Genomic DNA, 20,783 nt, shown 5'->3' on the forward strand with positions numbered 1-20,783 from the left:
GGCGACGGCCGGACGGACGGCCGGAAGACGTACCCGCAGCGGGCCGGGCGCAGGAGGCCGCCGGAGTACGGCACGGCTCACGCCTCGTACGGGTGGAAGCGGAAGACGTTCTCCGGGTCGTGGGCGGCCTTGAGGTCCGCCAGCCGGGCCCGGGCCGCCGCGCCGTGGGTGCTGCGGGCCACCTCCGCGGCGTCCGCCCGCCCGCGCTGCTCGCCGAGGAGGAAGTTGACGTTGCGGCCGAGCCGCCAGGGCTCCACGGCCGCCAACACCTCGGCGTGCACCTTCCGGACGGTCGCCAGGTCGCCCTCGGGGTCGGCGTCGCCCAGCGGGGACAGCACCCGCAGCGCGAACCGGGCGTCCCGGTGGCCGACCGCGCCGGCGCCGGCGCCGCCCTTCGGGCCGGTCGCGAGCGCGCCGCCCAGGTGGTTCAGCTGCGTCACCACCATCACCGGCGCGGCCGGCCCGGCCAGCGCCGCCACCCGGTGCAGCGCCGCCGCGTCCAACCCGTCGAGCAGCACGTTGTCGCCGTTGTAGGCGTGCGGGTCGCTGGGGTCGCGGTGGATGGTGTGGGACTCCTCGTAGGGCATCTCGCGCAGGTCGTCGCCGACCGTCGGGCCGACCGCGCGCAGCGGCGCCACCAGGCGCTCGCCCTCCTCGGCGCCGCCGGTGAACGCGATCCGGATCTGGAGGAGATGGCGTCCGCGCAGCGCGGCTGGCAGCTGCGGCAGGTCGGGGTAGACGATCAGGCCGAGCGAGGAGGTCAGGGTGTCCGGCACGGTCCCGGTCCAGCGCAGGTACGCGGTCAGCGCGTCGTCGATCCGCTCGGCGCCGAAGACGAGTTGCCCGCCGTAGAGCCGCGCCACCGGCACCAGCCCGAACTCCAGGCCGGTGACCACTCCGAGGCCGTGCCCACCGCCGAGCAGCCCCCAGAAGAGGTCGGGGTCGCGGTCGGCGGTCACCCGTACCCGGCGCGCGTCGGCGGTGACCAGGTCGACGGCCCGGACGTGGTCGGCGGCGAACCCGTAGGTGCGGGCCAGCACCCCGACGCCGCCCCCGAGGGTGTACGAGACCACGCCGACGCCGGGCGAGGAGCCGTTGAGCGGGGCGAGCCCGTGCGGGGCGGCGGCCTCGACGACCTGGCCCCAGACGGCGCCCGCGGCGACCCGGGCGGTGGCCGTCGCGGGGTCCACGGTGACGTCGGTCATCCGCCGGGTGCTGATCAGCAGTCCGCCGTCGGTGGCGGCGGAGAGGCCGTGCCCGGTGGCCTGGACGGCGACCGGCAGGTGCCGGGCGCGGGCGAAGGCGACCGCGGCGGCCACGTCGGCGGCGTCGGTCGCGCCGACGATGACGGCGGGGCGGTGCCGGTGGCCGGCCTGGAAGCCGGACCGCTCGGCGTCGTAGCCCTCGTCGCCGGGGCGGAACACGGGGCCGGCGACCCGCCGCGCGAGGTCCGCCACGGCGTCCGGGGCGGGCGGGGTGAGCGGGGCGGGCGGGGTGAGCGGGGCGGGCGAGCCGGTCGGGTCGAGCGGGGCGGTCGGGTCGAGCGGGGCGGTCGGGTCGAGCGGGGCGGTGGCGAGTGCGTCGGTCGTCGTCATGCGCCGCACTCTCGGGCAATAACTTGACACCTGCCGTCATATTTAGATTGCCGTCATAGTGAGAACGTGGCCGAGGAGCGGGATATAAACCGGGGGTGAAGGCCGACCGACTGCTCTCGATCCTGCTGCTGCTCCAGACCCGCGGCCGGGTTCCGGCGAGCGAACTGGCCGCGCGCCTGGAGGTCTCCACCCGCACCGTCTACCGGGATGTCGAAGCGCTGTCGGCGTCCGGGGTGCCGGTCTACGCCGAGCGCGGCCGGCACGGCGGGATCGCGCTGCTGCCCGGCTTCCGGACCGACGTCACGGGGCTGACCGGTGACGAGGCCCGGGCGCTGTTCATCCTGGCCGCGCAGGGCGCGCACCAGGCGCTCGGCCTGGACGAGGCACTGGGCTCGGCGCTGCGCAAGGTGATGGCGGCGCTGCCGGCCCCGCACCGCCCGGCCGCCGAACTGACCGGCCGCCGGATCCTGGTGGACCCCGACCGCTGGCTCGGCGGGCCCCGCCCGGCGGCGGACCTGGACGAGTTGCAGACCGCCGTCTTCACCGACCAGCGGCTGCGGATCCGCTACCGGCACGGCGGCGAGACCCGGTTGCGCACGTACACCGTCGATCCCTACGGGCTGGTCGCCAAGGCCGGGACCTGGTACCTGGTCGCCGACCGGCGCGGTCGGCCCCAGCTGTTCCGGGCCGACCGGGTGGCGTCCGCGACCGTCACCGACGCGCCGGTGCGGCGGCGGCCGGGCGCGGAACTGGCCGAGGTCTGGGCGCAGTTGCGACGCCAGGTGGAGGAGCGGCCGGCACCGGTCCGGGTGACCGCCCGGATCCGCCGGGAGCGGCTGGATCTCGCGGTGCGGATCCTCGGCAGCGCGCTGACCGGACCGCCTCGGACGGCGGACGGGGAGCACGGGACACCCGGGGAGTACAGGGCGGACGTTGCGGACGGGGCCGGGGACGGCTGGGCGATCCTGGAACTCGGCTACCCGGTGCTCCCCGCCGTCCGCCAACTGCTCCAGTTCGGCGACTCCCTGGAGGTGCTGGACCCGCCCGAGGCCCGCCGGGTGCTGGCCGACGCCGCGGCGGCACTCGGGGACCTCTACGCGGCGGACCGCCCGTAGCCGGCGGTGACCGCCGGTGCGGCCCCGGTCACCTCACGCGTCCACACTCCGACCGCCCGTCATCTCACCGGCTGGACGCTCCGCCGGGCCCCCGTGCGACCCTTTAGGCTGCCCCCGTGGCTGATATCGAGATCCCCGCTGACCTCAAGCCCGCCGACGGACGCTTCGGCGCGGGCCCCTCCAAGGTGCGTACGGAGGCGCTCGACGCGCTGGCCGCCACCGGTACTTCCCTGCTCGGCACCTCCCACCGCCAGGCCCCGGTCAAGAACCTGGTCGGCAAGGTGCGGCAGGGCGTGCGCGACCTCTTCCAGCTCCCCGAGGGCTACGAGGTCGTCCTCGGCAACGGCGGCTCCACCGCCTTCTGGGACGTCGCGACGCACGGTCTGATCGCGAACAAGTCGCAGCACCTCTCGTTCGGCGAGTTCTCCTCGAAGTTCGCCAAGGCCGCCAAGCTGGCGCCGTGGCTGGCCGAACCCACCGTCATCTCCGCCGACCCGGGCACCCACCCGGAGCCGGTCGCCGAGGCCGGCGTGGACGTCTACGCCTTCACCCACAACGAGACCTCGACCGGTGTCGCGGCCCCGATCCGACGGGTGGCCGGCGCCGACGAGGGCGCCCTGGTGCTGGTCGACGCGACCTCCGGCGCCGGCGGCCTCCCGGTGGACATCACCGAGACCGACGTCTACTACTTCGCGCCGCAGAAGTCCTTCGCCTCCGACGGCGGCCTCTGGCTCGGCGTCTTCTCCCCGGCCGCCCTGGAGCGCGCCCGCGCCGTCCACGCGTCCGGCCGCCACGTCCCGGAGTTCTTCTCGCTCCCCACGGCGATCGACAACTCCCTGAAGAACCAGACGTACAACACCCCGTCCCTCGCCACCCTCTTCCTGCTCAACGAGCAGCTGGAGTGGATCAACGGCCAGGGCGGCCTGGACTGGGCGGTCGGCCGCACCGCCGCCTCCTCGCGCATCCTCTACGGCTGGGCCGAGGACTCCAAGCACGCCACCCCGTTCGTCACCGACCCGGCCAAGCGCTCGCAGGTCATCGGCACGATCGACTTCAGCGCCGACATCGACGCGGCGGCCATCGCCAAGGCGCTGCGCGCCAACGGCATCGTCGACACCGAGCCGTACCGCAAGCTCGGCCGCAACCAGCTGCGGGTCGCGATGTTCCCGGCGATCGACCCGGCGGACGTCGAGGCGCTGACGGCCTGCATCGACTACGTGGTCGGCCGGCTCTGACGGCACCACCGCACCGACGCGGAAGGGCCCCGGCACGGCGCGCAGCGCCCCACCGGGGCCCTTCCGCATGCCGGGGCCCGGAGCCCGCCGCACCCCCGAACGGGCGCATCGCCACCGGCCGCCGCACCGGCCGCCGCGCCGGACGCAGCGCGCCGAGGCGTAACGCGACGCGACGAAACGGTCCGGATGTGTCTCCATGGAGGCATGCGGACCTCTCCCAGCCCCGGCCTCGCCCCCTTCGAAGACCAGGGGACGATCCTGCTGACCACGTACAAGAAGGACGGCACCGGCGTCGACACCCCGGTCAACTTCGCGGTGGACGGCGACCACGCCTACTTCCGCACCTTCGGCAGCGCCTGGAAGGTCAGGCGGATGCGGAACTTCCCCGAGGTGGAGTTCTGCGCCTCGACCTGGCGCGGCAGGCCCACCGGTCCCACCGTCCGGGCCCGGGCCCGGCTGCTGGACCCGGCCACCCGTGAATACCGGCGCGCGGAACGGTCGTTGACGCGCAAGTACCCGCTGATCCACGGGCTGGTGGTGCCGCTCGTGCACCGGCTGCGGCGGGAGCCGACGCTCCACTACGAGCTGCGGCTGATCGACGAGGAACCGCCGTCGGCGTAGGTCGCGGTGGACGGCCCTACCGGCGCCGCCGCAGCAGGCTCCGGATCGCCAGCACCAGCGCGGTCGCGCCCGCCAACACCAGCGCGCCCTTGCCGTAACTGGGCGCCGTACCGCCGGCCCGGTCCCCCGGCCGGCCATCCGTCGCGCCCCCGCCGGACGCGTCGCCCTGCGGCGCGTCGTCGTCCCGCCGGGCCGCGTCGGGGAGTTGTTCGCCGCTGAGCGCCACCGGCTCGACCTGACTGTGGCGCCCCTCCGACCCGTACATCAGCGTCCGTCCGTCGGGGGTGAAGCTCACCGACTCGCCCTGCCGCTGGAGCGGCACCGACACCCCGCCGAGGTCCTGCGGGCGGCCGTCCCGCCAGCGGTACATCCGCGCCCCGAAGTAGCCGCGCAGCACCAGCCGGGTGCCGTCCGGGGAGAACGCGCCGTCGGTCACCCACAGGTCGATCGGGGCGACCTTGCGGAAGGTGTTGACGCCGGCGGCGGACAGCCGGGCCGGCCCCTCGTAGAGCGCGGCCCCGCCGCCCTGCTTCTTGCTGACCAGGTAGACCCGGCCGGTCCGCGGATGCACCATCAGCGCCTCGGCGTCCCGCGGCCCGTCCGCGTACCGGACGGTGAACTGCTCGGCGGTGACGGTGGCGTCGCGCAGCCGCGCCGGCTCGGGGAAGCGGTAGATCCAGACGTGGTCCCAGCTGCCGCCGAGGTTGTCGCCGATGTCGCCGACGTAGATCCGGCCGTCCGGGCCGACCGAGATGGCCTCGACGTCGCGGGGCGTGCCGATGCCGCGCAGGGTGATCGTGGCGACCGTGCGGCCGGTGGCGGCGTCGACGGCGTAGACGTAGGGGCCGTCGTCGCTGTCGTTGTGGGTCCAGTAGACGCCCGGGTGGGCGCGGCTGGCGGCCAGGCCGCTGGACTCGGTGATCCGCGGGTCGGTGAGGGTGAAGCCGGCCGGGTCGGCGGCGGCCGGACCGCCGGCCGCGGTCAGCAGCGCGAGCGCCGCGGCGGCCACCCCCGCCGCGTACGGGAGCGGACGTCCGGGACACCTGGGGCGACGCACGGCGGCACACATGGGGCACAGCCTCCCATGGCGCCCGGCGGCCGGGGGCGGCGTGGCCAGCGTCACGTACCCGCCGGTAGCGGTCTCGGCCGTCCTGGCCGGATCATTGCCGGATGAGGATCATGTGCGTCGGGGACTCGATGACGATCGGCAGCTCCGGCGACTTCACGTGGCGCTACCGGATGTGGCAGCACCTCAACGCGACCTACCCCGGCCCGTACCAGCTCGTCGGGCCGCGCGACACCCTGTACGACCCCGCCACCGACGCCGCGGACTCGGTCGCCTACGCCGACCCGGCCTTCCCCGCGAAGGCGCGGCGCCACCTCGCCGGCTGGGGCGAGGGCTGGCTGCACATGGCGCCGCTGATCGAGGACGCGGTCCGCGCGCACCGGGCCGACACCCTGCTGGTCTCGCTGGGGCTGATCGACCTCGGGTTCTACACCGACCCGGAGCAGACCGCGGAGAACGTGCGGCGCTTCGTGGCCGGGGCGCGGGCCGCCCGACCGCACGTCCGGGCGGTGCTGATGCCGGTCATACCCAACGTACGGGCGCTGGTGGACGCGGACTTCGGCGCCCAGTGCACGCGCTTCAACGAGCTGCTGGCGAAGGCGGTGGCCGACCTCTCCACCCCGGGCTCGCCGCTGCTGCTGGCCTCCGAGCCGGCGGACTGGCGGATCGACGGGTCCACCTACGACGGCACCCACCCGTCGGCGCCGGGCGAGCACCTGCTGGCCGGCGCGTTCGCCGACGCGATGCACCAGGCGTGGGAAATCGGCGGCCCGTACGTCCACTGAACCCTTGCTTCGAGCGGACTCCAACGGCTTGGCTGGACGACCATGGAGTACACGCAGCTGGGACGGACCGGACTCAAGGTCAGCCGCATCGTCCTCGGGACGATGAACTTCGGGCCGCAGACCGACGAGACCGACAGCCACCACATCATGGACGCCGCGCTGGACGCGGGCATCAACTTCTTCGACACCGCCAACGTCTACGGCTGGGGCGCCGAGAAGGGCCGCACGGAGGAGATCATCGGCTCGTGGTTCGCCCGCGGCGGCGGGCGGCGGGAGAAGACCGTGCTGGCCACCAAGGTGTACGGCAACATGGGGCCGGACGGCGAGCGGGTCTGGCCCAACGACGACAAGCTCTCCGCGCTCAACATCCGTCGGGCGGTGGACGCCAGCCTGAAGCGGCTGGGCACCGACCACATCGACCTCTACCAGTTCCACCACGTCGACCGGAACACGCCCTGGGACGAGATCTGGCAGGCGATCGACGTCCTCGTCCAACAGGGGAAGATCCTCTACGCGGGCTCCTCCAACCACGCCGGCTGGCACCTCGCCCAGGCCAACGAGGCCGCCGCGCGCCGGGGTTCGTACGGCCTGGTCAGCGAGCAGTGCCTGTACAACCTCGCCGAGCGGCGGGCCGAGATGGAGGTCATCCCGGCCGCCCAGGGCTACGGGCTGGGCGTGATCCCCTGGTCGCCGCTGCACGGCGGGCTGCTGGGCGGCGTGCTCCGCAAGGAGCGGGAGGGCACCGGGGCGGCCCGCTCGACCTCCGGCCGGTCCGCCAACGCCCTGGCCGACTCGGCGATCCGGGCGCGGATCCAGTCCTACGAGGACCTGGTCGACAAGCACGGCCTGGTGCCGGGCGAGGTGGCGCTGGCGTGGCTGCTCACCCGCCCCGGGGTGACCGGCCCGATCGTCGGTCCGCGCACCGCCGACCAGCTCGCCTCCGCACTGCGCGCGGTGGAGCTGGAGCTGCCGGCGGAGCTGCTGGCGGGCCTGGACGAGGTCTTCCCCGGACCGGGGCCGTCGCCGGAGGCGTTCGCCTGGTGAGCCGGGTGGGCCTGGGGAGCCGGGCGGGCGGGGTCAGCGCAGTGCCGCCGCCACGACGACGACGATCAGCAGCACGGCGAGCAGCCCGGACATGATCCGGTTACGGGTCTTGGGATCCACCCTTTGAGCGTAACCGGGGCGGAACCCGGCGCCGCACCGGCCCGGGCGGGTGCGGCGTCCGGGCCCGGCTCAGCGCCCCAGCGGCCAGCGCGCGACCGGTTCGTAGCGCGGCTGGGCGCCCGGCGCCCCGGGCGCCGGCGGGTGGCTGCGCATCAGGGCGATCTCCTCGACCGTCCAGGGGCTGCCGGCGAAGTCGGACAGGGCCGTGGCGTACGGGACGAGGTCCAGTCGGCCGGTGCGGTTCCGGGCGAGGGTCAGGTGCGGGGTGTACGGGCGGTGCTCGCCCATCCGCAGGCCGAGCCGGCGGCCGGTGGCCTCGGCGGCGTCCGCGAGGTGCCGCATGGCGGGCCGGTCGCCGTCCGCCCCGGCCCACACCACCCGGTCGCCGAACCGGCCGCCGCCGGCGATCCGCAGCTCGTACGGGGCGTGCCGGTGGGCGGCGCGGGCCAGCCGCTCGTGCAGCTCGGGCAGGGCGTCCTCGGGCACCTCGCCGTAGAAGGCGAGAGTGAAGTGCCAGCCGTCGTGCCCGGTCCAGCGCAGCCGTTCGGCGCCCGGAAGCTTCTTCAACTGCCCCACTTCCACGGCTAGTTGACCGAGCGAGCGGGCCGGGGGCAGCACGGCGACGAAGAGTCTCATGGGGCCAGTCTTGCCCCCGGACCGCCGCCGTGCCCGGCGAATCCAAAGTCGGGTCCGGCCCAGGCCGGGTCCGCCTCAGGCCGCCGCCGCCAGTTTCTTCTCCGGTGCCTCGTCGGACGCCCCGGCGGTGCGCATCCGCGGGACGAACGCCACGTGCTGGTGCCCGCGCCGCAGGTCGATCTTGAGCCGCAGTCCGCCGGACCGGGCCAGGAACAGGCCGACCAGGGCCGCGGCCGCCATGGAGACCACCCCGCCGGCGAGGAAGCCGACCCGGGGGCCGTAGGTGTCGGTGACCCAGCCGACCAGCGGCGCACCCAGCGGCGTGCCGCCCATGAAGACCATCATGAACAGGCTCATCACCCGGCCGCGCATCGCCGGGTCGGTGGCCATCTGGACGCTGGAGTTGGCGGTGACGTTGATCGTCAGGCCGACCATGCCGATCGGGGCGAGCAGCGCCGCGAAGACCCAGAAGCCCGGCGCCAGGGCGGCCACGCACTCCAGCAGGCCGAAGACCAGTGCCGCGCCGACCAGCATCCGCAGCCGGGAGCCGGCCCGGCGGGCCGCGAGCAGCGCGCCGATCAGCGAACCGGCCGCCATCAGGCCGTTGAACAGCGCGTACGTACCGGCGCCGGCATGGAAGACCTTGTAGGTGAAGGCGGTCAGCCAGATCGGGAAGTTGAAGCCGAAGGTCCCGATGAAGCCGACCAGGACGATGGGCCAGATCAGTTCGGGGTGCCGGCGGACGTAGGCCAGGCCCTCCCGCAGCTGCCCCTTGCTGCGCGGGACCCGGTCGACCTTGTGGAGTTCGGCGGCGCGCATCATCAGCAGGCCGGTGAGCGGGGCGAGGAACGACAGGCCGTTGAAGAGGAAGGCCCAGCCGCTGCCGAAGGCGGTGATCAGGACGCCGGCGACGGCCGGCCCGATCAGCCGGGCGGACTGGAAGTTGGCGGAGTTCAGGCTGACCGCGTTGCGCAGGTCGCGCTGGCCGACCATCTCGGAGACGAACGCCTGCCGGGCCGGGTTGTCGACGACGGTGACCAGGCCGAGGAGGAAGGCGCCGGCGTAGACGTGCCAGACCTGCACCTGGCCGCTGAGGGTGAGGCCGGCCAGTGCCAGACCGGTCAGCCCCATCGCGGACTGGGTGCACAGCAGCAGCTTGCGCTTGGCGAAGCGGTCGGTGAGGACGCCGCCGTAGAGGCCGAAGAGGAGCATCGGCAGGAACTGGAGCGCGGTGGTGATGCCGACCGCGCCGGACGAGCCGGTGAGGCTGAGCACCAGCCAGTCCTGAGCGATGCGCTGCATCCAGGTGCCGGTGTTGGAGACCACCTGGCCGGTGGCGAAGAGACGGTAGTTGCGTATGCGGAGGGAGCTGAACATGCCCGTGCGCGGTGTGGCGGCGTGGCCGGTGGCGACACCGGGGGCCTCGGTGGGGCCCGGGGTGGTCGCGGTCGCGTCGTCGGTGACCGTGTCGTCGTGGGAGTTCGGTGCGGGTGCGGAGGGTGCTCCGTTTCCCGTACTCAAAGTGGGTTCGCCTCCTTAAGCCTGGGGTCTACAGCTGCGCGAGTTTCTCCAGTACGGGCGCGGCGTCCCGCAGCTTGGCCCACTCGTCCTCGTCCAGCCCGGAGGCCAGTTCGGCGAGCCAGGCGTTGCGCTTGCGGCGGCTCTCCTCGAGCATCGCCTCGGCCTGTTCGGTCTGGGTGACCACCTTCTGGCGGCGGTCGTCGGGGTGCGCCTCCAGCCGGACCAGTCCCTTGGCCTCCAACATCGCCACGATCCGGGTCATGGACGGCGGCTGGACGTGCTCCTTGCGGGCCAGTTCGCCGGGGGTGGCGCGGCCGCACCGGGCGAGGGTGCCGAGCACCGACATCTCGGTGGGGCTCAGCGACTCGTCGACCCGCTGGTGTTTCAGACGGCGCGACAGCCGCATCACGGCGGACCGCAGCGCGTTCACGGCATCAGCGTCGACGCCGTTGGACAGTTCCGGCATGGTCTTTAGCATAGCTCATTAGCCTTTCTAAGGAAAGCGGCGGTCCGGGGCCCTCCGGGGAACACCCCGGGATCACCCATATGAGTGAGGACGTCGCGGAAAGCGACACACCTGACCGCACCGTGCAGGGACCGTGTCGGTATGGGATCGAGAGTGCTCAGCCTGCGCGTGGACGGGGAGCTGCTGGAGCGCCTTGGGCAGCACGCCGCAAAACGCGGAATGAGCGTCCAGGACTATGTCGTCCGGACGCTCATCCGCGAGGACTTCGATGAACGGTTGTCGAGCTCGGTCGACGCGACCGAGCGGCTGCACGGCTGGGGGCCGGCGCCCGGGCCCTCCTAACGGGGCCGGCCCTCCCGCTACTTGACCCCGAGCACCTGCTCGATCGGGTTGAGCAGGAAGTAGACCAGGAAGCAGAGCCCGACCGCGTTCAGCAGCCACGGGATCTCCTTGACGCGGCCGGTGGCCGCCCGCAGCAGGATGAAGGCCAGCACTCCGATGCCGATGCCGTTGGTGATGCTGTAGGTGAACGGCATGGTGGCGATGGTCAGGAACGCCGGGATCGCGACGGTGAAGTCGCTCCAGTCGATGTCCCGGACGTTCGAGGCCATGATCAGGAAGCCGACGACCAGCAGCGCGGGCGTGGCGGCCTGCGAGGGGACGACCGTCGCCAGCGGCGTGAAGATCAGCGCGAGCAGGAACAGTCCGCCGGTGACCAGGTTGGCCAGGCCCGTGCGGGCGCCCTCGCCGACGCCGGCGGTGGACTCCACGAAGCAGGTGTTGGCGGAGGCCGAGCCGAAGCCGCCGCCGGCGACCGCGATGCCGTCCGCCATCAGGATCCGGCCCATGTTCGGCAGGTTGCCGGTCTCGTTGTCCAGCAGACCGGCCTCCTCGCCGACGCCGATGATGGTGCCCATCGCGTCGAAGAAGCCGGACAGCAGGACGGTGAAGACGAACAGGCAGCCGGTCAGCACGCCGACTTCCTTGAAGCCGCCGAAGAGGCTGATGTGCCCGATCAGCCCGAAGTCGGGCGCGCCGACGATCTTGTCCGGGACGTTCGGGACGGCCAGCCCCCAGGACGCGTCCGGGATGTTCGCCACCGCGTTGATGATGATCGCGACGACGGCCATGGTGACCATCCCGATCAGGATCGCGCCCTTGGTCTTGCGCACGGTCAGCACGAACATCAGCGCCAGGCCGAGCACGAAGACCAGCACCGGCCAGCCCTTGAGCTGACCGCCCTGGCCCAGGCTGAGCGGGACGGTGGTGTGCGCGGCGTCCGGGTTGCGGCTGACGAAGCCCGCGTCGACCAGGCCGACCAGCGAGATGAACAGGCCGATGCCGATCGCGATGGCCCGCCGCAGCCCGCCCGGGATGGCGTCCATGACCCGCTGCCGGAGCCCGGAGGCCACCAGGATCATCAGCACCAGGCCGGCGAGCACCACCATGCCCATCGCGTCCGGCCAGCTCATCTTGGGCGCGAGCTGGAGCGAGACCACGGCGTTGATGCCCAGGCCGGCGGCGATGGCGATCGGGACGTTGCCCATCAGGCCCATCAGGATCGTGCCCAGACCGGCCATCAGGGCGGTGGCGGTGACCAGCTGGCCGTTGTCGAGGTGGTGGCCGTATTTGTCGACGCCGGCACCGAGGATGATCGGGTTCAGCACGATGATGTAGGCCATCGCGAAGAACGTGGCCAGTCCGCCGCGCAGTTCGCGGCCGACCGTCGACCCCCGCTCGGAGATCTTGAAGAAGCGGTCGAGGCCGTTCTTGGGCGGCTGGGGGCCAGGACTCTTCAGGGCGTCGACCGGCGTGGTGGTCGAGGGCGACATGCGGGACCTCAGTCGTACGGGCCGGGGCAGGCGCGGGATCTCGGGACGGCGCCCGGTGGATCAGGTCCGGCCATGATCCACCGGGTGCGCCCGAGGCCGGGACACGCACAGGCGGCGGGAGAGCAACCAATGAACTGGAACAGTCTGAAGGGATCAGATTGGAGGAATCAACGATCCGAACCAGTCAGTTCCGGAAAGGTTCAGTATGAATAAACAATTCGTTGATCGCTATCTCCGCGCGTAGACCCTTATGGGGCCGCGGGATCGCCCTCGGGGGCGGGCCCGGAACGACGCCGCCCCCGGCCCCGTAAGCTGAGCCCCATGTGGAAGAAGTCCGAACTGCGCGCGGCCCCGGCGCCCCTCGAAGGTCCCGTCGTCGGCACGATCACCGGCGGCACCGTCATCTGGTTCGTGCTCTTCCTCGCCCAGCTGCCCTTCTACGGCTGGTACGCCGACCACGACCGCACCTGGCTCGTGTGGACCTGCCTGGCCGGCGGCGGGCTCGGCCTGCTGGGCATCTGGTACGTGCGCAAGCGGGACGCCGCGATCAAGCGGGCGGCGGCCGCGGCGACCGACGCCTCCTGACGCGCCCGCCGCCTTCCGACGCACCCCCACACCTCCCCCGGGGCGCGACCGGACGCCGTCCGCCCGCCCAGGGTTGCCGCGAAACCGGACAGAACACCTATACCGCTTCTGTCGACCGCCAGCGGGTGAAGCACGCAATTCGCCCGTAACGTCTACGGCATGACGGACCCGGCGCAGACCGAAGTCGAGCAACCGGAGCCCGGCGGGCGGCGCGCCGGCGAGGCCGACCTGGAGGTGGCGCGGCGCGGCCTGACCGCCGCCGAGGTCGCCGAACGAGTGGCCAGGGGCGAGGTCAACGACGTCCCGGCGCGATCCTCCCGCTCGACCGCGGACATCGTCCGCGGCAACGTCTTCACCCGGTTCAACGCCATCATCGGCGTACTCTTCGTGATCATCCTGATCGTCGGGCCGATCCAGGACGGCCTGTTCGGCTTCGTCATCATCGCCAACACCGGCATCGGCATCCTCCAGGAACTGCGCGCCAAGAAGACCCTGGACAGCCTGGCCCTGATCGGCGAGGCCCGGCCGACCGTCCGCCGCGACGGGAGGGCCGCCGAGATCCCCACCTCCGAGGTGGTCCTCGACGACGTCATCGAGCTCGGCCCGGGCGACAAGGTGATCGTCGACGGCGAGGTGCTGGAGACCGACGGCCTGGAGATCGACGAGTCGCTGCTGACCGGCGAGGCGGACCCGGTGCTGAAGAAGCCGGGCGACCCGGTGATGTCCGGCAGCTTCGTCGTCGCGGGCGGCGGCGCGTTCACCGCGACCAAGGTCGGCCGGGCGGCGTACGCGACGCAGCTCGCCGAGGAGGCCAGCCGGTTCACCCTGGTCCACTCCGAACTGCGCTCCGGCATCAGCCAGATCCTCAAGTACGTGACCTGGATGATGATCCCGACCGCGCTGGGGCTGATCTGCAGTCATCTGCTGACCCTGGGGCTGCCGGTCGACGCCGCGGTCCGGCGGATGGTCGCCGGGATCGTGCCGATGATCCCCGAGGGGCTGGTGCTGCTGACCTCGGTCGCCTTCGCCATCGGCGTCGTCCGGCTCGGCCGCCAGCAGTGCCTGGTGCAGGAGCTGCCGGCGATCGAGGGGCTGGCCCGGGTGGACGTGGTCTGCCTGGACAAGACCGGCACGCTGACCGAGGGCGGCATGGACGTCAGCGAACTGCGCCCCCTGGGCGACGGCGCTCCGCGGCCGCAAGGCGACAGTGCTCCGCGGCCGCAGAGCGGCCACGAAACGACCCGCCTGCGGCAGGTGCTCGGCGCCTTCGGTGCCTCCGACCCGCGCCCCAACGCCTCCCTCCAGGCCGTCGTCGACGCCTACCCGGCCCCCGACTCCTGGCGGTGCACCGGCACCCTGCCCTTCTCCTCCGCCCGCAAGTACAGCGGAGCGGCCTTCGAGGAGCCCGACGGGCAGCGCTCGTCCTGGCTGCTGGGTGCGCCGGACGTGCTGCTCCCCGACGACGACCCGGCGCTGCCCGAGATCGACCGGCTCAACTCCCAGGGCCTGCGCGTCCTGCTGCTGGCCGGCGCCACCCGGCCGCTGGACCACCCCGACGTCGCCCACGAGGTGCGGCCGGCCGCCCTGGTCGTCCTGGAGCAGCGGCTGCGCCCGGACGCCCCCGAGACCCTGCGCTACTTCGCCGAACAGGGCGTCCAGGCCAAGGTGATCTCCGGCGACAACGCGGTGTCGGTGGGCGCGGTCGCCGGCAAACTGGGGCTGCCCGGTGCCGACGCGCCGGTGGACGCCCGGCACCTGCCGCACGACGACCCCGACGCGATGGCCCGGGCCCTCGAAGAGGGCGCCGTCTTCGGCCGGGTCACGCCCCAACAGAAGCGGGACATGGTCGGCGCGCTGCAGTCCCGCGGTCACCACGTGGCGATGACCGGCGACGGCGTCAACGACGTGCTGGCGCTCAAGGACGCCGACATCGGCGTCGCCATGGGCTCCGGCTCCGAGGCGACCCGGGCGGTGGCCCAGATCGTGCTGCTGAACAACAGCTTCGCGACCCTGCCGTCGGTGGTGGCGGAGGGCCGCCGGGTGATCGGCAACATCACCCGGGTCGCGACCCTCTTCCTCACCAAGACCGTCTACTCGGTGCTGCTGGCCATCTTGGTGGCCTGCTGCCAGATCCCCTACCCGTACCTGCCCCGGCACCTGACGCTGCTGTCGACGCTGACCATCGGCGTCCCCGCCTTCTTCCTGGCGCTGGCGCCCAACAAGGAGCGCGCCCGCCCGCACTTCGTCCGCCGGGTGATGCGCTACGCCATCCCCTCCGGCCTCATCACCGGCCTCGCGGCGTTCACCACCTATCTGCTGGCCCGCGCCTACTACTCCGGCCCGGACGCCCTCTCCGCGCAGACCAGCGCCGCCACCCTGACCCTCTTCCTGGCCGCCCTGTACGTCCTGGGGATCATCGCCCGCCCGTACACCTGGTGGCGGATCGGCCTGGTGCTGCTGATGGGGCTGGGCTTCCTGATCGTCCTGGCGACGCCGTGGCTGCAGACCTTCTTCGCGCTGCGGCTGGTGGGGACGACGATGCCGTGGACGGCGGTGGCGATCGCGGCGGTGGCGGCGCTGCTGCTGGAGGTCACCTGGCGGTGGGTGGGGAAGCGGTTCCCGGCCTGAGCGGGGGCCGGCCGGGTCAGGCCGCGGGGCGGCGCAGCACCTCGACGACGCTGGCGTAGCTGTCGGGGCCGTGCCCGGCCGCGGCGGCCCGCTCCATCAGTCCCTTGAGCAGTTCCGGCAGCGCGGTGTCCACCCCGCGCGCCGCCGCGGCGTGCAGCAGGTGCCCGACCGCGGCGATCTGGACGTCGACGGTGGCGTCGTCGCCCGGGTAGCGGCCGGCGTCGACCTGGGGCGCGTAGGTGTTCATGAAGCCGGTCACCGCGGTCAGCCAGCGGGTGGCGACCGGGGTGAAGGCGGTGGCCGCGGCCTGCCCGGTCGCCGCGGTCGGCCCGGCGCCGACCAGGGCGGTGCCGTGCAGCCAGCCGGTCAGGGTGGACCACATCAGGCCCAGCAGCGCGGCGTCGTAGAGGGACGCGAGCCCGGGGTCGGTGCCCAGGTGGAGCGGGTCGCCCAGGGCCTCCAGGGTGGCGCGGTGGGCGTCGAAGACCGCGCGTTCGCCGCTGTAGAGGAACATCATCTCCGGGCTGCCGACCCCGGGCGGGGTGGTCATCACGGCGCCGTCGAGGTAGCCGATGCCGTGCCCGGCGGCCCAGGCCGCGGCCTCGTCGGCCTGCTCGGGCGCTCCGGAGGTGAGGTTGACCAGCTGCCTGCCGGCGAGTTTCCCGGCGACCGGGTCGAGGACGGCGTGCACCGCCGGGTAGTCCAGGACGCACACCAGGGTCAGCGGACTGGCCGCGACCGCCTCGGCGACGCTCCCGGCCACCCGTGCGCCCCGCGCGGCCAGTGCCTCGGCCCGGCCCGGGGAACGGTTCCAGACGGTGGTCGGGTGTCCCCGGTCCAGCAGCGCGCCGGCCAGTGCCGAGCCCATCGAACCCAGTCCGACGACGGTCACGGCCGGTCGGTCATTTTGCGTGCGCATCCCACAACTCCCTTGTTCCTGCGTCAAGATCACGTACCGGAACGTTCGCAGCCGTGGGGCCGTCGGCGACAGTGACGGGAATGACGCCCGGCACCAAATTCCTGCCACCCCGCCGGCCCGTACGCTCCCCTCATGAACCCCGTACGTCCCACCGGCCCCGGGCCGGCCGCCCGCCCCGCCGGCCCGGGGACCGTCGCCGTGGTCGTCCCCGCCGGCATCGGCCTCCCCTCCTGGGACCTCTACGAACTGAGCATCCCGTGCACGGTCTTCGGGAAGCCCCAGCCGGACCTGGCCGACCCCTGGTACGACCTGCGGCTGTGCACCTACGACGACGGGACCGGACCCGCGCCGGCCGGGCTGACCCTGCACACCCCGCACGGGCTCGACGACCTGGCCGGCGCCGCCACCGTCATCGTCCCCTCCGTCCCCGACGCCTGCGTGGAGGACGGCGTTCCGCTACCCGTGCCGCTGGTCGCCGCCCTGCGCCGGGCCCACCGGGCCGGCGCGCGCGTGGTGTCGCTGTGCACCGGCGCCTTCGCGCTCGCCGAGGCGGGACTGCTCGACGGGCGGCGGGCCACCGCCCACTGGCAGCACACCGCCCAACTCGCCGCCCGCTACCCGGAGGTGACGGTCGACGACGCGGTCCTCTATGTGGACGAGGGCGACGTCCTGACCAGTGCCGGGCTCACCGCCGGGCTCGACCTGTGCCTCCACCTCGTCCGCCGGGACCTGGGCGCCAAGGTCGCCAACCAGCTCGCCCGCCGGATGGTCGTGCCGGCCCACCGACCCGGCGGCCAGGCCCAGTTCATCGACCTGTCGGTCCCCGCCGCCGACGACGAGGGCCTGGCCCCGGTACTGGACTGGGCGCGCGCCCGCTTGGACCGGCCGCTGACCGTCGACGACCTGGCCCGCCGGGCGGCGCTGAGCCCCCGGACCCTCTACCGGCGCCTCCAGGCCGCGACCGGCACCACCCCGCTGCAGTGGCTGCTCAACCAGCGGCTGGCACGCGCCCAGTCGCTGCTGGAATCCACCGGCCTGCCCATCGAGAAGGTCGCCGCGCTGAGCGGCCTGGGGACGGCCAACAACCTCCGCCACCACTTCCTGCGGCACCTCGGCGTCTCCCCGGGGGAGTACCGCCGTTCCTTCCCCGGCCGTTGAACCGTCGGCGCGCTGCCGGCCGAGGCCGAGGCCGAGATGGGCGTGTCCCAGCCGCCGGAGACGCTGCCGGATCCGACGGTGGCACCGGGAGGGAGGCGCCCGGCGCGCGCCGGAACGACCGGAGGCGGCCACCGGACACCATGTCCGACGACCGCCTCCGCCCTGCCTCCCTCACGCCCGGCGGGGCACCGGGCTCAGTCGAACCACCGCGCCCGGGCCAGCTCGTCGCCCCGCTCCGGGTCCTCCAGCAGCGCCGCGACCTCGAAGCGGCGCGGCCACTGGCCGGCCGCCCATGCCAGGCCGGCCGCCACGCCCTCCAGCGTCGCGGCGTGCAGCGTGCCGTCCGGGGTCCACCGCCAGTCCAGTTCGACGCCGCCGTCGGCGCCCTCGACCAGCAGTTCCTCGTGTTCGACGTAGGCGTCCGGGGCGGCCGGGCCGAGCAGCGCGCGGACCGCCTCCGGGACGTCGTGCGCCGCGCCGTCGGAGCGGACCTCCGCGGCGACCGCCTCGCTCAGCCGACCGACCTGGAACAGCTCTGCCAGCTCCGCGGCGCGGGCCGGCCGCACCGGCAGCAGCGCACGACCGGCCGCCAGCGGCATCAGGTCCGGGGCGTCCGCGACCAGCACGTCCGCCGCGTCCGCCACCTGGATCTCGCCGTCCACGACCGCCCGCAGCTCGTCGGGCAGCGTCACCTGATCCGGATCCAGCTCGGTCAACATCCCGTACAGCGCGTGGAGTTGGGAGATCCCCACGGGCAGCTCGGGGTCGGCGAGCCGGGTCAGCAGTTCGGCCGCGCCGCCGGGCTCGTCGAGCAGCGCGCCGACCGAGGTGCGGACGCCGAGGGCGCGCAGCACCTGGGCGTCGACCCGGCCCGCGTCCGCCGCCTCGTACAGCCCGGCCAGCAGCGGGTCGCCGCCCGCGGCGCGCAGCCCGGCGGGGCGGCGCCCGTCCAGCACCGGGTGGCCGCGCAGCCACCAGGCGGTGTACGGCCGCACCGACTCCGTGGTGCCGTCGGGCAGCAGCACCCGCACCGGCGCGGTCAGGGCGTCCCGCAGCGGCGGCCGGGAGAGCATCTCCAGGACCCGCGGCCAGGCGTCGTCGGCGACCAGGTCGAGGTCGCGGACCGCGACCAGTTCGGTGACGACCGGCGGCACCGGGGCCTCCGGGAGGGTGTCGAGGATGTCCTCGCACCACACGTCGACCGCGTCCAGCAGGCCCGCGTCGTCGGGCTCGGGGAAGTCCCCGTCGCGCGGCTCCAGTTCGTCCGGATCGAGCACCACGTCCGCGGCCCGGACCAGCGCGAAGGTGGCCAGCACCCCCACCGCGGTGAGCGGCTGCTCCCCCCACCGCTCCGCCAACTCCGCCTCACAGGCCGCGAGTTCACCCTCGCGGATGACCCGTTCGAAGTCACTGCCGGGGAAGACCAGTTCACCCGCCGGCGCCAGCTCGCCGTCCTCGTCGGGCAGCGCCAGCGCGGCCAGCCAGGGCTCGTCGCCGGGCGCCAGATTGGCGTCCCGGACCAGCCCGAGGACCGTCTCGGCCAGCTCCTCGGCGCCCAACGGCACCCCGGCGCCCGGCGCCAGCTCGTCCTCGAAGACGTCGTAGGCGTCCTCATCGGCGTCGAGCGAATGGGCGACCGCCGCCCGTACCTGAGGGGTCGTCAGCACGGCGCGGGGGGCGGCGGGCGTGGCCCCGAGCTTCTCCAGGAGCGGGTGCACCGCATCGGGATGGGCGACCTTGAGCCCGAGCCGGGTCAGGGTGCGGTGCCGGTCGGCGGCCTCGCCGCCGGCGTCCGGGCCGCCGTCGGGCAGCGGCAGCAGCACCTGGCGCGGTCCGATCGTGGTCCGCCCGGTGCCCACCAGCGGCACCGGCAGGCCGCTGAGCCGGTCCGGGTCGGTGCCGGCCAGCGCGTCGTAGAGCCGCCACCACCACTCCGGCGACCGCTCCACGCCCGCCAGCCGGTCGATCATCTCGGTGAGCGGCACCCGGGCCACACCCAACGCCCGCAGCTCCGAACGCCGTTCCAGACCGGCCGGCAGCAGACTGGGGAACAGCTCGGCCAGCACCCCGACGGTCGCCGCGCCGGCGCCCTCCACCAACTCCGCGTCCACCGGCCGCAGGACGTAGCGCTCCCCGTCCTCGCCCTCGCCGTCGCCCTCGGCCCACGCGGCGGTCTCCGCCGCCCCACCGTCGGCCGCCGCGCTCGGCAGGAACCGCACCCGCGGCAGCAACTCCACCACCTGGCGCCGCAGTTCGCCGTCCAGCCAGCCCTTGCCCAGCGGCCCCGGGACGAGGTCCAGGGTGCCGGCCGACACCGGCTGCCAGTCGCCGAGCAGCCCCGCGTACCCGGCGGCCGCCCGGCCCACCAGGAAGTCCGCGAGCGGTCCGGGCGCGACATGACGCCGGGTCGGCTCCAGCGGGAACGACGCGATGAGCAGCGCGGGCAGCCCGAGCGGTTCGTCGGTCGGGGTCGGCGCGTGCAGCACCGGCGCGGTGCCCGGCCGCGCCGGCGCCCCCGCCTCGTCCACCGGCACCGCCCAGGTCACCGACCAGAACGGCCGCAGCCGCTCCTCGACCGGCCGGTCCGCCAGCAGCGCCGGGTCCAACGGGCCGCCGTCGGTCGCCACCCGCCACCGGGTTGCCCCCCGCCGGCTGTCCTCGATCAGGACATACGTCTCGTCCTGACGTCGCGTCAGCGTCCGGGCGCCCTCCGGCGTCTCCACCACGACCTCGGCCAACCCCGGCAGGGTCAGCAGCAGCGCCGCGTCGATCCCGGCCAACAGCCGCTCGGCGAGGTCCTGCGCGGCACCGTCGCGCAGCGGCAGCACCACCGCGGTGTCGTAGCCCTCCGGCGCGGTGCCCGCAGCGGGCAGCGGCAGCCGCAGCAGCGGTACGTGGCCCTCGCGGCGGCGGAGTTCGCCGCCCAGCCCCGGGCTGTGCGCGGCCACCGCCTCGGCCAGCTCCCGGGCCTCGGCGAGCGACCAGCGGACGCCGCCGGTGCGGCCCACCAGCGCCGGTTCGTCGCTGACCGCCAGCACCGCGGCGAACCCGACGCCGAACCGGCCCACCGCGCCGACCGCCACGCTGGTCTCCCGCTTCGCGGAGGCGCGCAGCGTGGAGAGCGATTCGACGCCGGTGGCGTCCAACGGGGCACCGGTGTTGGAGGCGACGAGCACCGCGGGCGCGTCGCCGTCGGCCGCGTGCAGGGTCAGCCGCAGCCGGCCGGGGACGCCGGCCCGGGCCGCCGCGTCCGCCGCGTTCTGCGCCAGCTCCACGGCGAGGCGGTCGCGGTAGCCGCCGAGCGCGAGGTCCTCCTCGGTGTTGGCGTCCTCCCGGAACCGGGCCGGCGAGGCGGCCCAGGCATCGAGCACGCCGCGCCGCAACCGGGCCGTACCGAATGGGTCGGCACCCTCGTCGGCGCCCCGCACCCACGGCATACCTGCCACGTTTCTCGTCT

The 20,783-nt window shown here is 74.0% G+C and carries 17 protein-coding genes; 9 read left to right on the top strand and 8 right to left on the bottom strand.

Annotation, left to right across the window (positions count from 1 at the left end; translation table 11 throughout):
- Positions 1 to 77: 77 nt before the first annotated feature.
- The gene (locus tag SNOUR_RS16945) at positions 78 to 1,595 is read right to left on the bottom strand and encodes an FAD-binding oxidoreductase (RefSeq protein ID WP_174717878.1); all 1,518 of its coding nucleotides are present in this window, start codon (positions 1,593 to 1,595) and stop codon (positions 78 to 80) included.
- A 95-nt stretch (positions 1,596 to 1,690) separates the two neighbouring features.
- Between SNOUR_RS16945 and SNOUR_RS16950 the strand changes: the two genes are divergently transcribed.
- From SNOUR_RS16950 to SNOUR_RS16960, 3 genes are all read left to right on the top strand, one after another.
- Complete coding sequence (locus tag SNOUR_RS16950; RefSeq protein WP_067347897.1) at positions 1,691 to 2,710, top strand: helix-turn-helix transcriptional regulator; 1,020 nt, start codon at positions 1,691 to 1,693, stop codon at positions 2,708 to 2,710.
- A 116-nt stretch (positions 2,711 to 2,826) separates the two neighbouring features.
- Positions 2,827 to 3,945 (top strand): phosphoserine transaminase, encoded by a 1,119-nt coding sequence (serC, locus tag SNOUR_RS16955; RefSeq protein ID WP_067347900.1) that lies wholly within the window; start codon positions 2,827 to 2,829, stop codon positions 3,943 to 3,945.
- Positions 3,946 to 4,149: 204 nt separating this feature from the next.
- Complete coding sequence (locus SNOUR_RS16960) at positions 4,150 to 4,566, top strand: PPOX class F420-dependent oxidoreductase (RefSeq protein WP_039633716.1); 417 nt, start codon at positions 4,150 to 4,152, stop codon at positions 4,564 to 4,566.
- A 16-nt stretch (positions 4,567 to 4,582) separates the two neighbouring features.
- On the opposite strand, the gene SNOUR_RS16965 is transcribed toward SNOUR_RS16960, so the two are convergent.
- Positions 4,583 to 5,635, bottom strand: coding sequence for an esterase-like activity of phytase family protein (locus SNOUR_RS16965; protein ID WP_067347902.1), 1,053 nt, complete (start codon positions 5,633 to 5,635; stop codon positions 4,583 to 4,585).
- Between the two features lie 101 nt (positions 5,636 to 5,736).
- Between SNOUR_RS16965 and SNOUR_RS16970 the strand changes: the two genes are divergently transcribed.
- Both SNOUR_RS16970 and SNOUR_RS16975 read left to right on the top strand, forming a co-directional pair.
- Positions 5,737 to 6,417 (top strand): GDSL-type esterase/lipase family protein, encoded by a 681-nt coding sequence (locus SNOUR_RS16970; RefSeq protein WP_067347904.1) that lies wholly within the window; start codon positions 5,737 to 5,739, stop codon positions 6,415 to 6,417.
- A 42-nt stretch (positions 6,418 to 6,459) separates the two neighbouring features.
- Positions 6,460 to 7,461 (top strand): aldo/keto reductase, encoded by a 1,002-nt coding sequence (locus SNOUR_RS16975; RefSeq protein WP_067347907.1) that lies wholly within the window; start codon positions 6,460 to 6,462, stop codon positions 7,459 to 7,461.
- A 189-nt stretch (positions 7,462 to 7,650) separates the two neighbouring features.
- Here SNOUR_RS16975 and thpR read toward each other — a convergent pair whose 3' ends face one another.
- The 3 genes from thpR to SNOUR_RS16990 all read right to left on the bottom strand — a co-directional run bounded on the left by thpR (position 7,651) and on the right by SNOUR_RS16990 (position 10,204).
- Positions 7,651 to 8,217, bottom strand: coding sequence for an RNA 2',3'-cyclic phosphodiesterase (gene thpR, locus SNOUR_RS16980; protein WP_067347908.1), 567 nt, complete (start codon positions 8,215 to 8,217; stop codon positions 7,651 to 7,653).
- Between the two features lie 75 nt (positions 8,218 to 8,292).
- Positions 8,293 to 9,738, bottom strand: a complete 1,446-nt coding sequence (locus tag SNOUR_RS16985; protein ID WP_067347911.1) for an MFS transporter — start codon at positions 9,736 to 9,738, stop codon at positions 8,293 to 8,295.
- A 28-nt stretch (positions 9,739 to 9,766) separates the two neighbouring features.
- Positions 9,767 to 10,204, bottom strand: coding sequence for a MarR family winged helix-turn-helix transcriptional regulator (locus tag SNOUR_RS16990; protein ID WP_067347913.1), 438 nt, complete (start codon positions 10,202 to 10,204; stop codon positions 9,767 to 9,769).
- Between the two features lie 141 nt (positions 10,205 to 10,345).
- Between SNOUR_RS16990 and SNOUR_RS16995 the strand changes: the two genes are divergently transcribed.
- A complete protein-coding gene (locus SNOUR_RS16995) occupies positions 10,346 to 10,546 on the top strand; it encodes a hypothetical protein (RefSeq protein WP_067347916.1) in 201 nt (66 codons plus the stop codon).
- A 17-nt stretch (positions 10,547 to 10,563) separates the two neighbouring features.
- On the opposite strand, the gene SNOUR_RS17000 is transcribed toward SNOUR_RS16995, so the two are convergent.
- Entirely contained in the window at positions 10,564 to 12,036 is a 1,473-nt protein-coding gene (locus SNOUR_RS17000; RefSeq protein ID WP_067347918.1) for an NCS2 family permease, read from the bottom strand.
- A gap of 321 nt (positions 12,037 to 12,357) precedes the next feature.
- Here SNOUR_RS17000 and SNOUR_RS17005 point away from each other — a divergent pair, with 321 nt between their 5' ends.
- Together SNOUR_RS17005 and SNOUR_RS17010 are read left to right on the top strand one after the other, a co-directional pair.
- Entirely contained in the window at positions 12,358 to 12,621 is a 264-nt protein-coding gene (locus SNOUR_RS17005; RefSeq protein WP_067347921.1) for a DUF2530 domain-containing protein, read from the top strand.
- 159 nt (positions 12,622 to 12,780) lie between these two features.
- A complete protein-coding gene (locus tag SNOUR_RS17010) occupies positions 12,781 to 15,249 on the top strand; it encodes a cation-translocating P-type ATPase (RefSeq protein WP_079142732.1) in 2,469 nt (822 codons plus the stop codon).
- A 16-nt stretch (positions 15,250 to 15,265) separates the two neighbouring features.
- Here the strand turns inward: SNOUR_RS17010 and SNOUR_RS17015 are convergent, their stop codons facing one another.
- Positions 15,266 to 16,168: an NAD(P)-dependent oxidoreductase gene (locus SNOUR_RS17015; protein WP_067347924.1), complete on the bottom strand. Its 903-nt coding sequence runs from the start codon at positions 16,166 to 16,168 to the stop codon at positions 15,266 to 15,268.
- A 198-nt stretch (positions 16,169 to 16,366) separates the two neighbouring features.
- Here SNOUR_RS17015 and SNOUR_RS17020 point away from each other — a divergent pair, with 198 nt between their 5' ends.
- Positions 16,367 to 17,326 carry a helix-turn-helix domain-containing protein gene (locus tag SNOUR_RS17020; protein WP_067358412.1) on the top strand — a complete coding sequence of 320 codons (960 nt, stop codon included), beginning with the start codon at positions 16,367 to 16,369 and terminating at the stop codon, positions 17,324 to 17,326.
- Between the two features lie 194 nt (positions 17,327 to 17,520).
- Here SNOUR_RS17020 and SNOUR_RS17025 read toward each other — a convergent pair whose 3' ends face one another.
- The gene (locus tag SNOUR_RS17025) at positions 17,521 to 20,763 is read right to left on the bottom strand and encodes a sacsin N-terminal ATP-binding-like domain-containing protein (protein ID WP_067347927.1); all 3,243 of its coding nucleotides are present in this window, start codon (positions 20,761 to 20,763) and stop codon (positions 17,521 to 17,523) included.
- Positions 20,764 to 20,783 lie beyond the last annotated feature (20 nt).

It is taken from the genome of Streptomyces noursei ATCC 11455 (assembly GCF_001704275.1).
Lineage (GTDB): Bacteria > Actinomycetota > Actinomycetes > Streptomycetales > Streptomycetaceae > Streptomyces > Streptomyces noursei.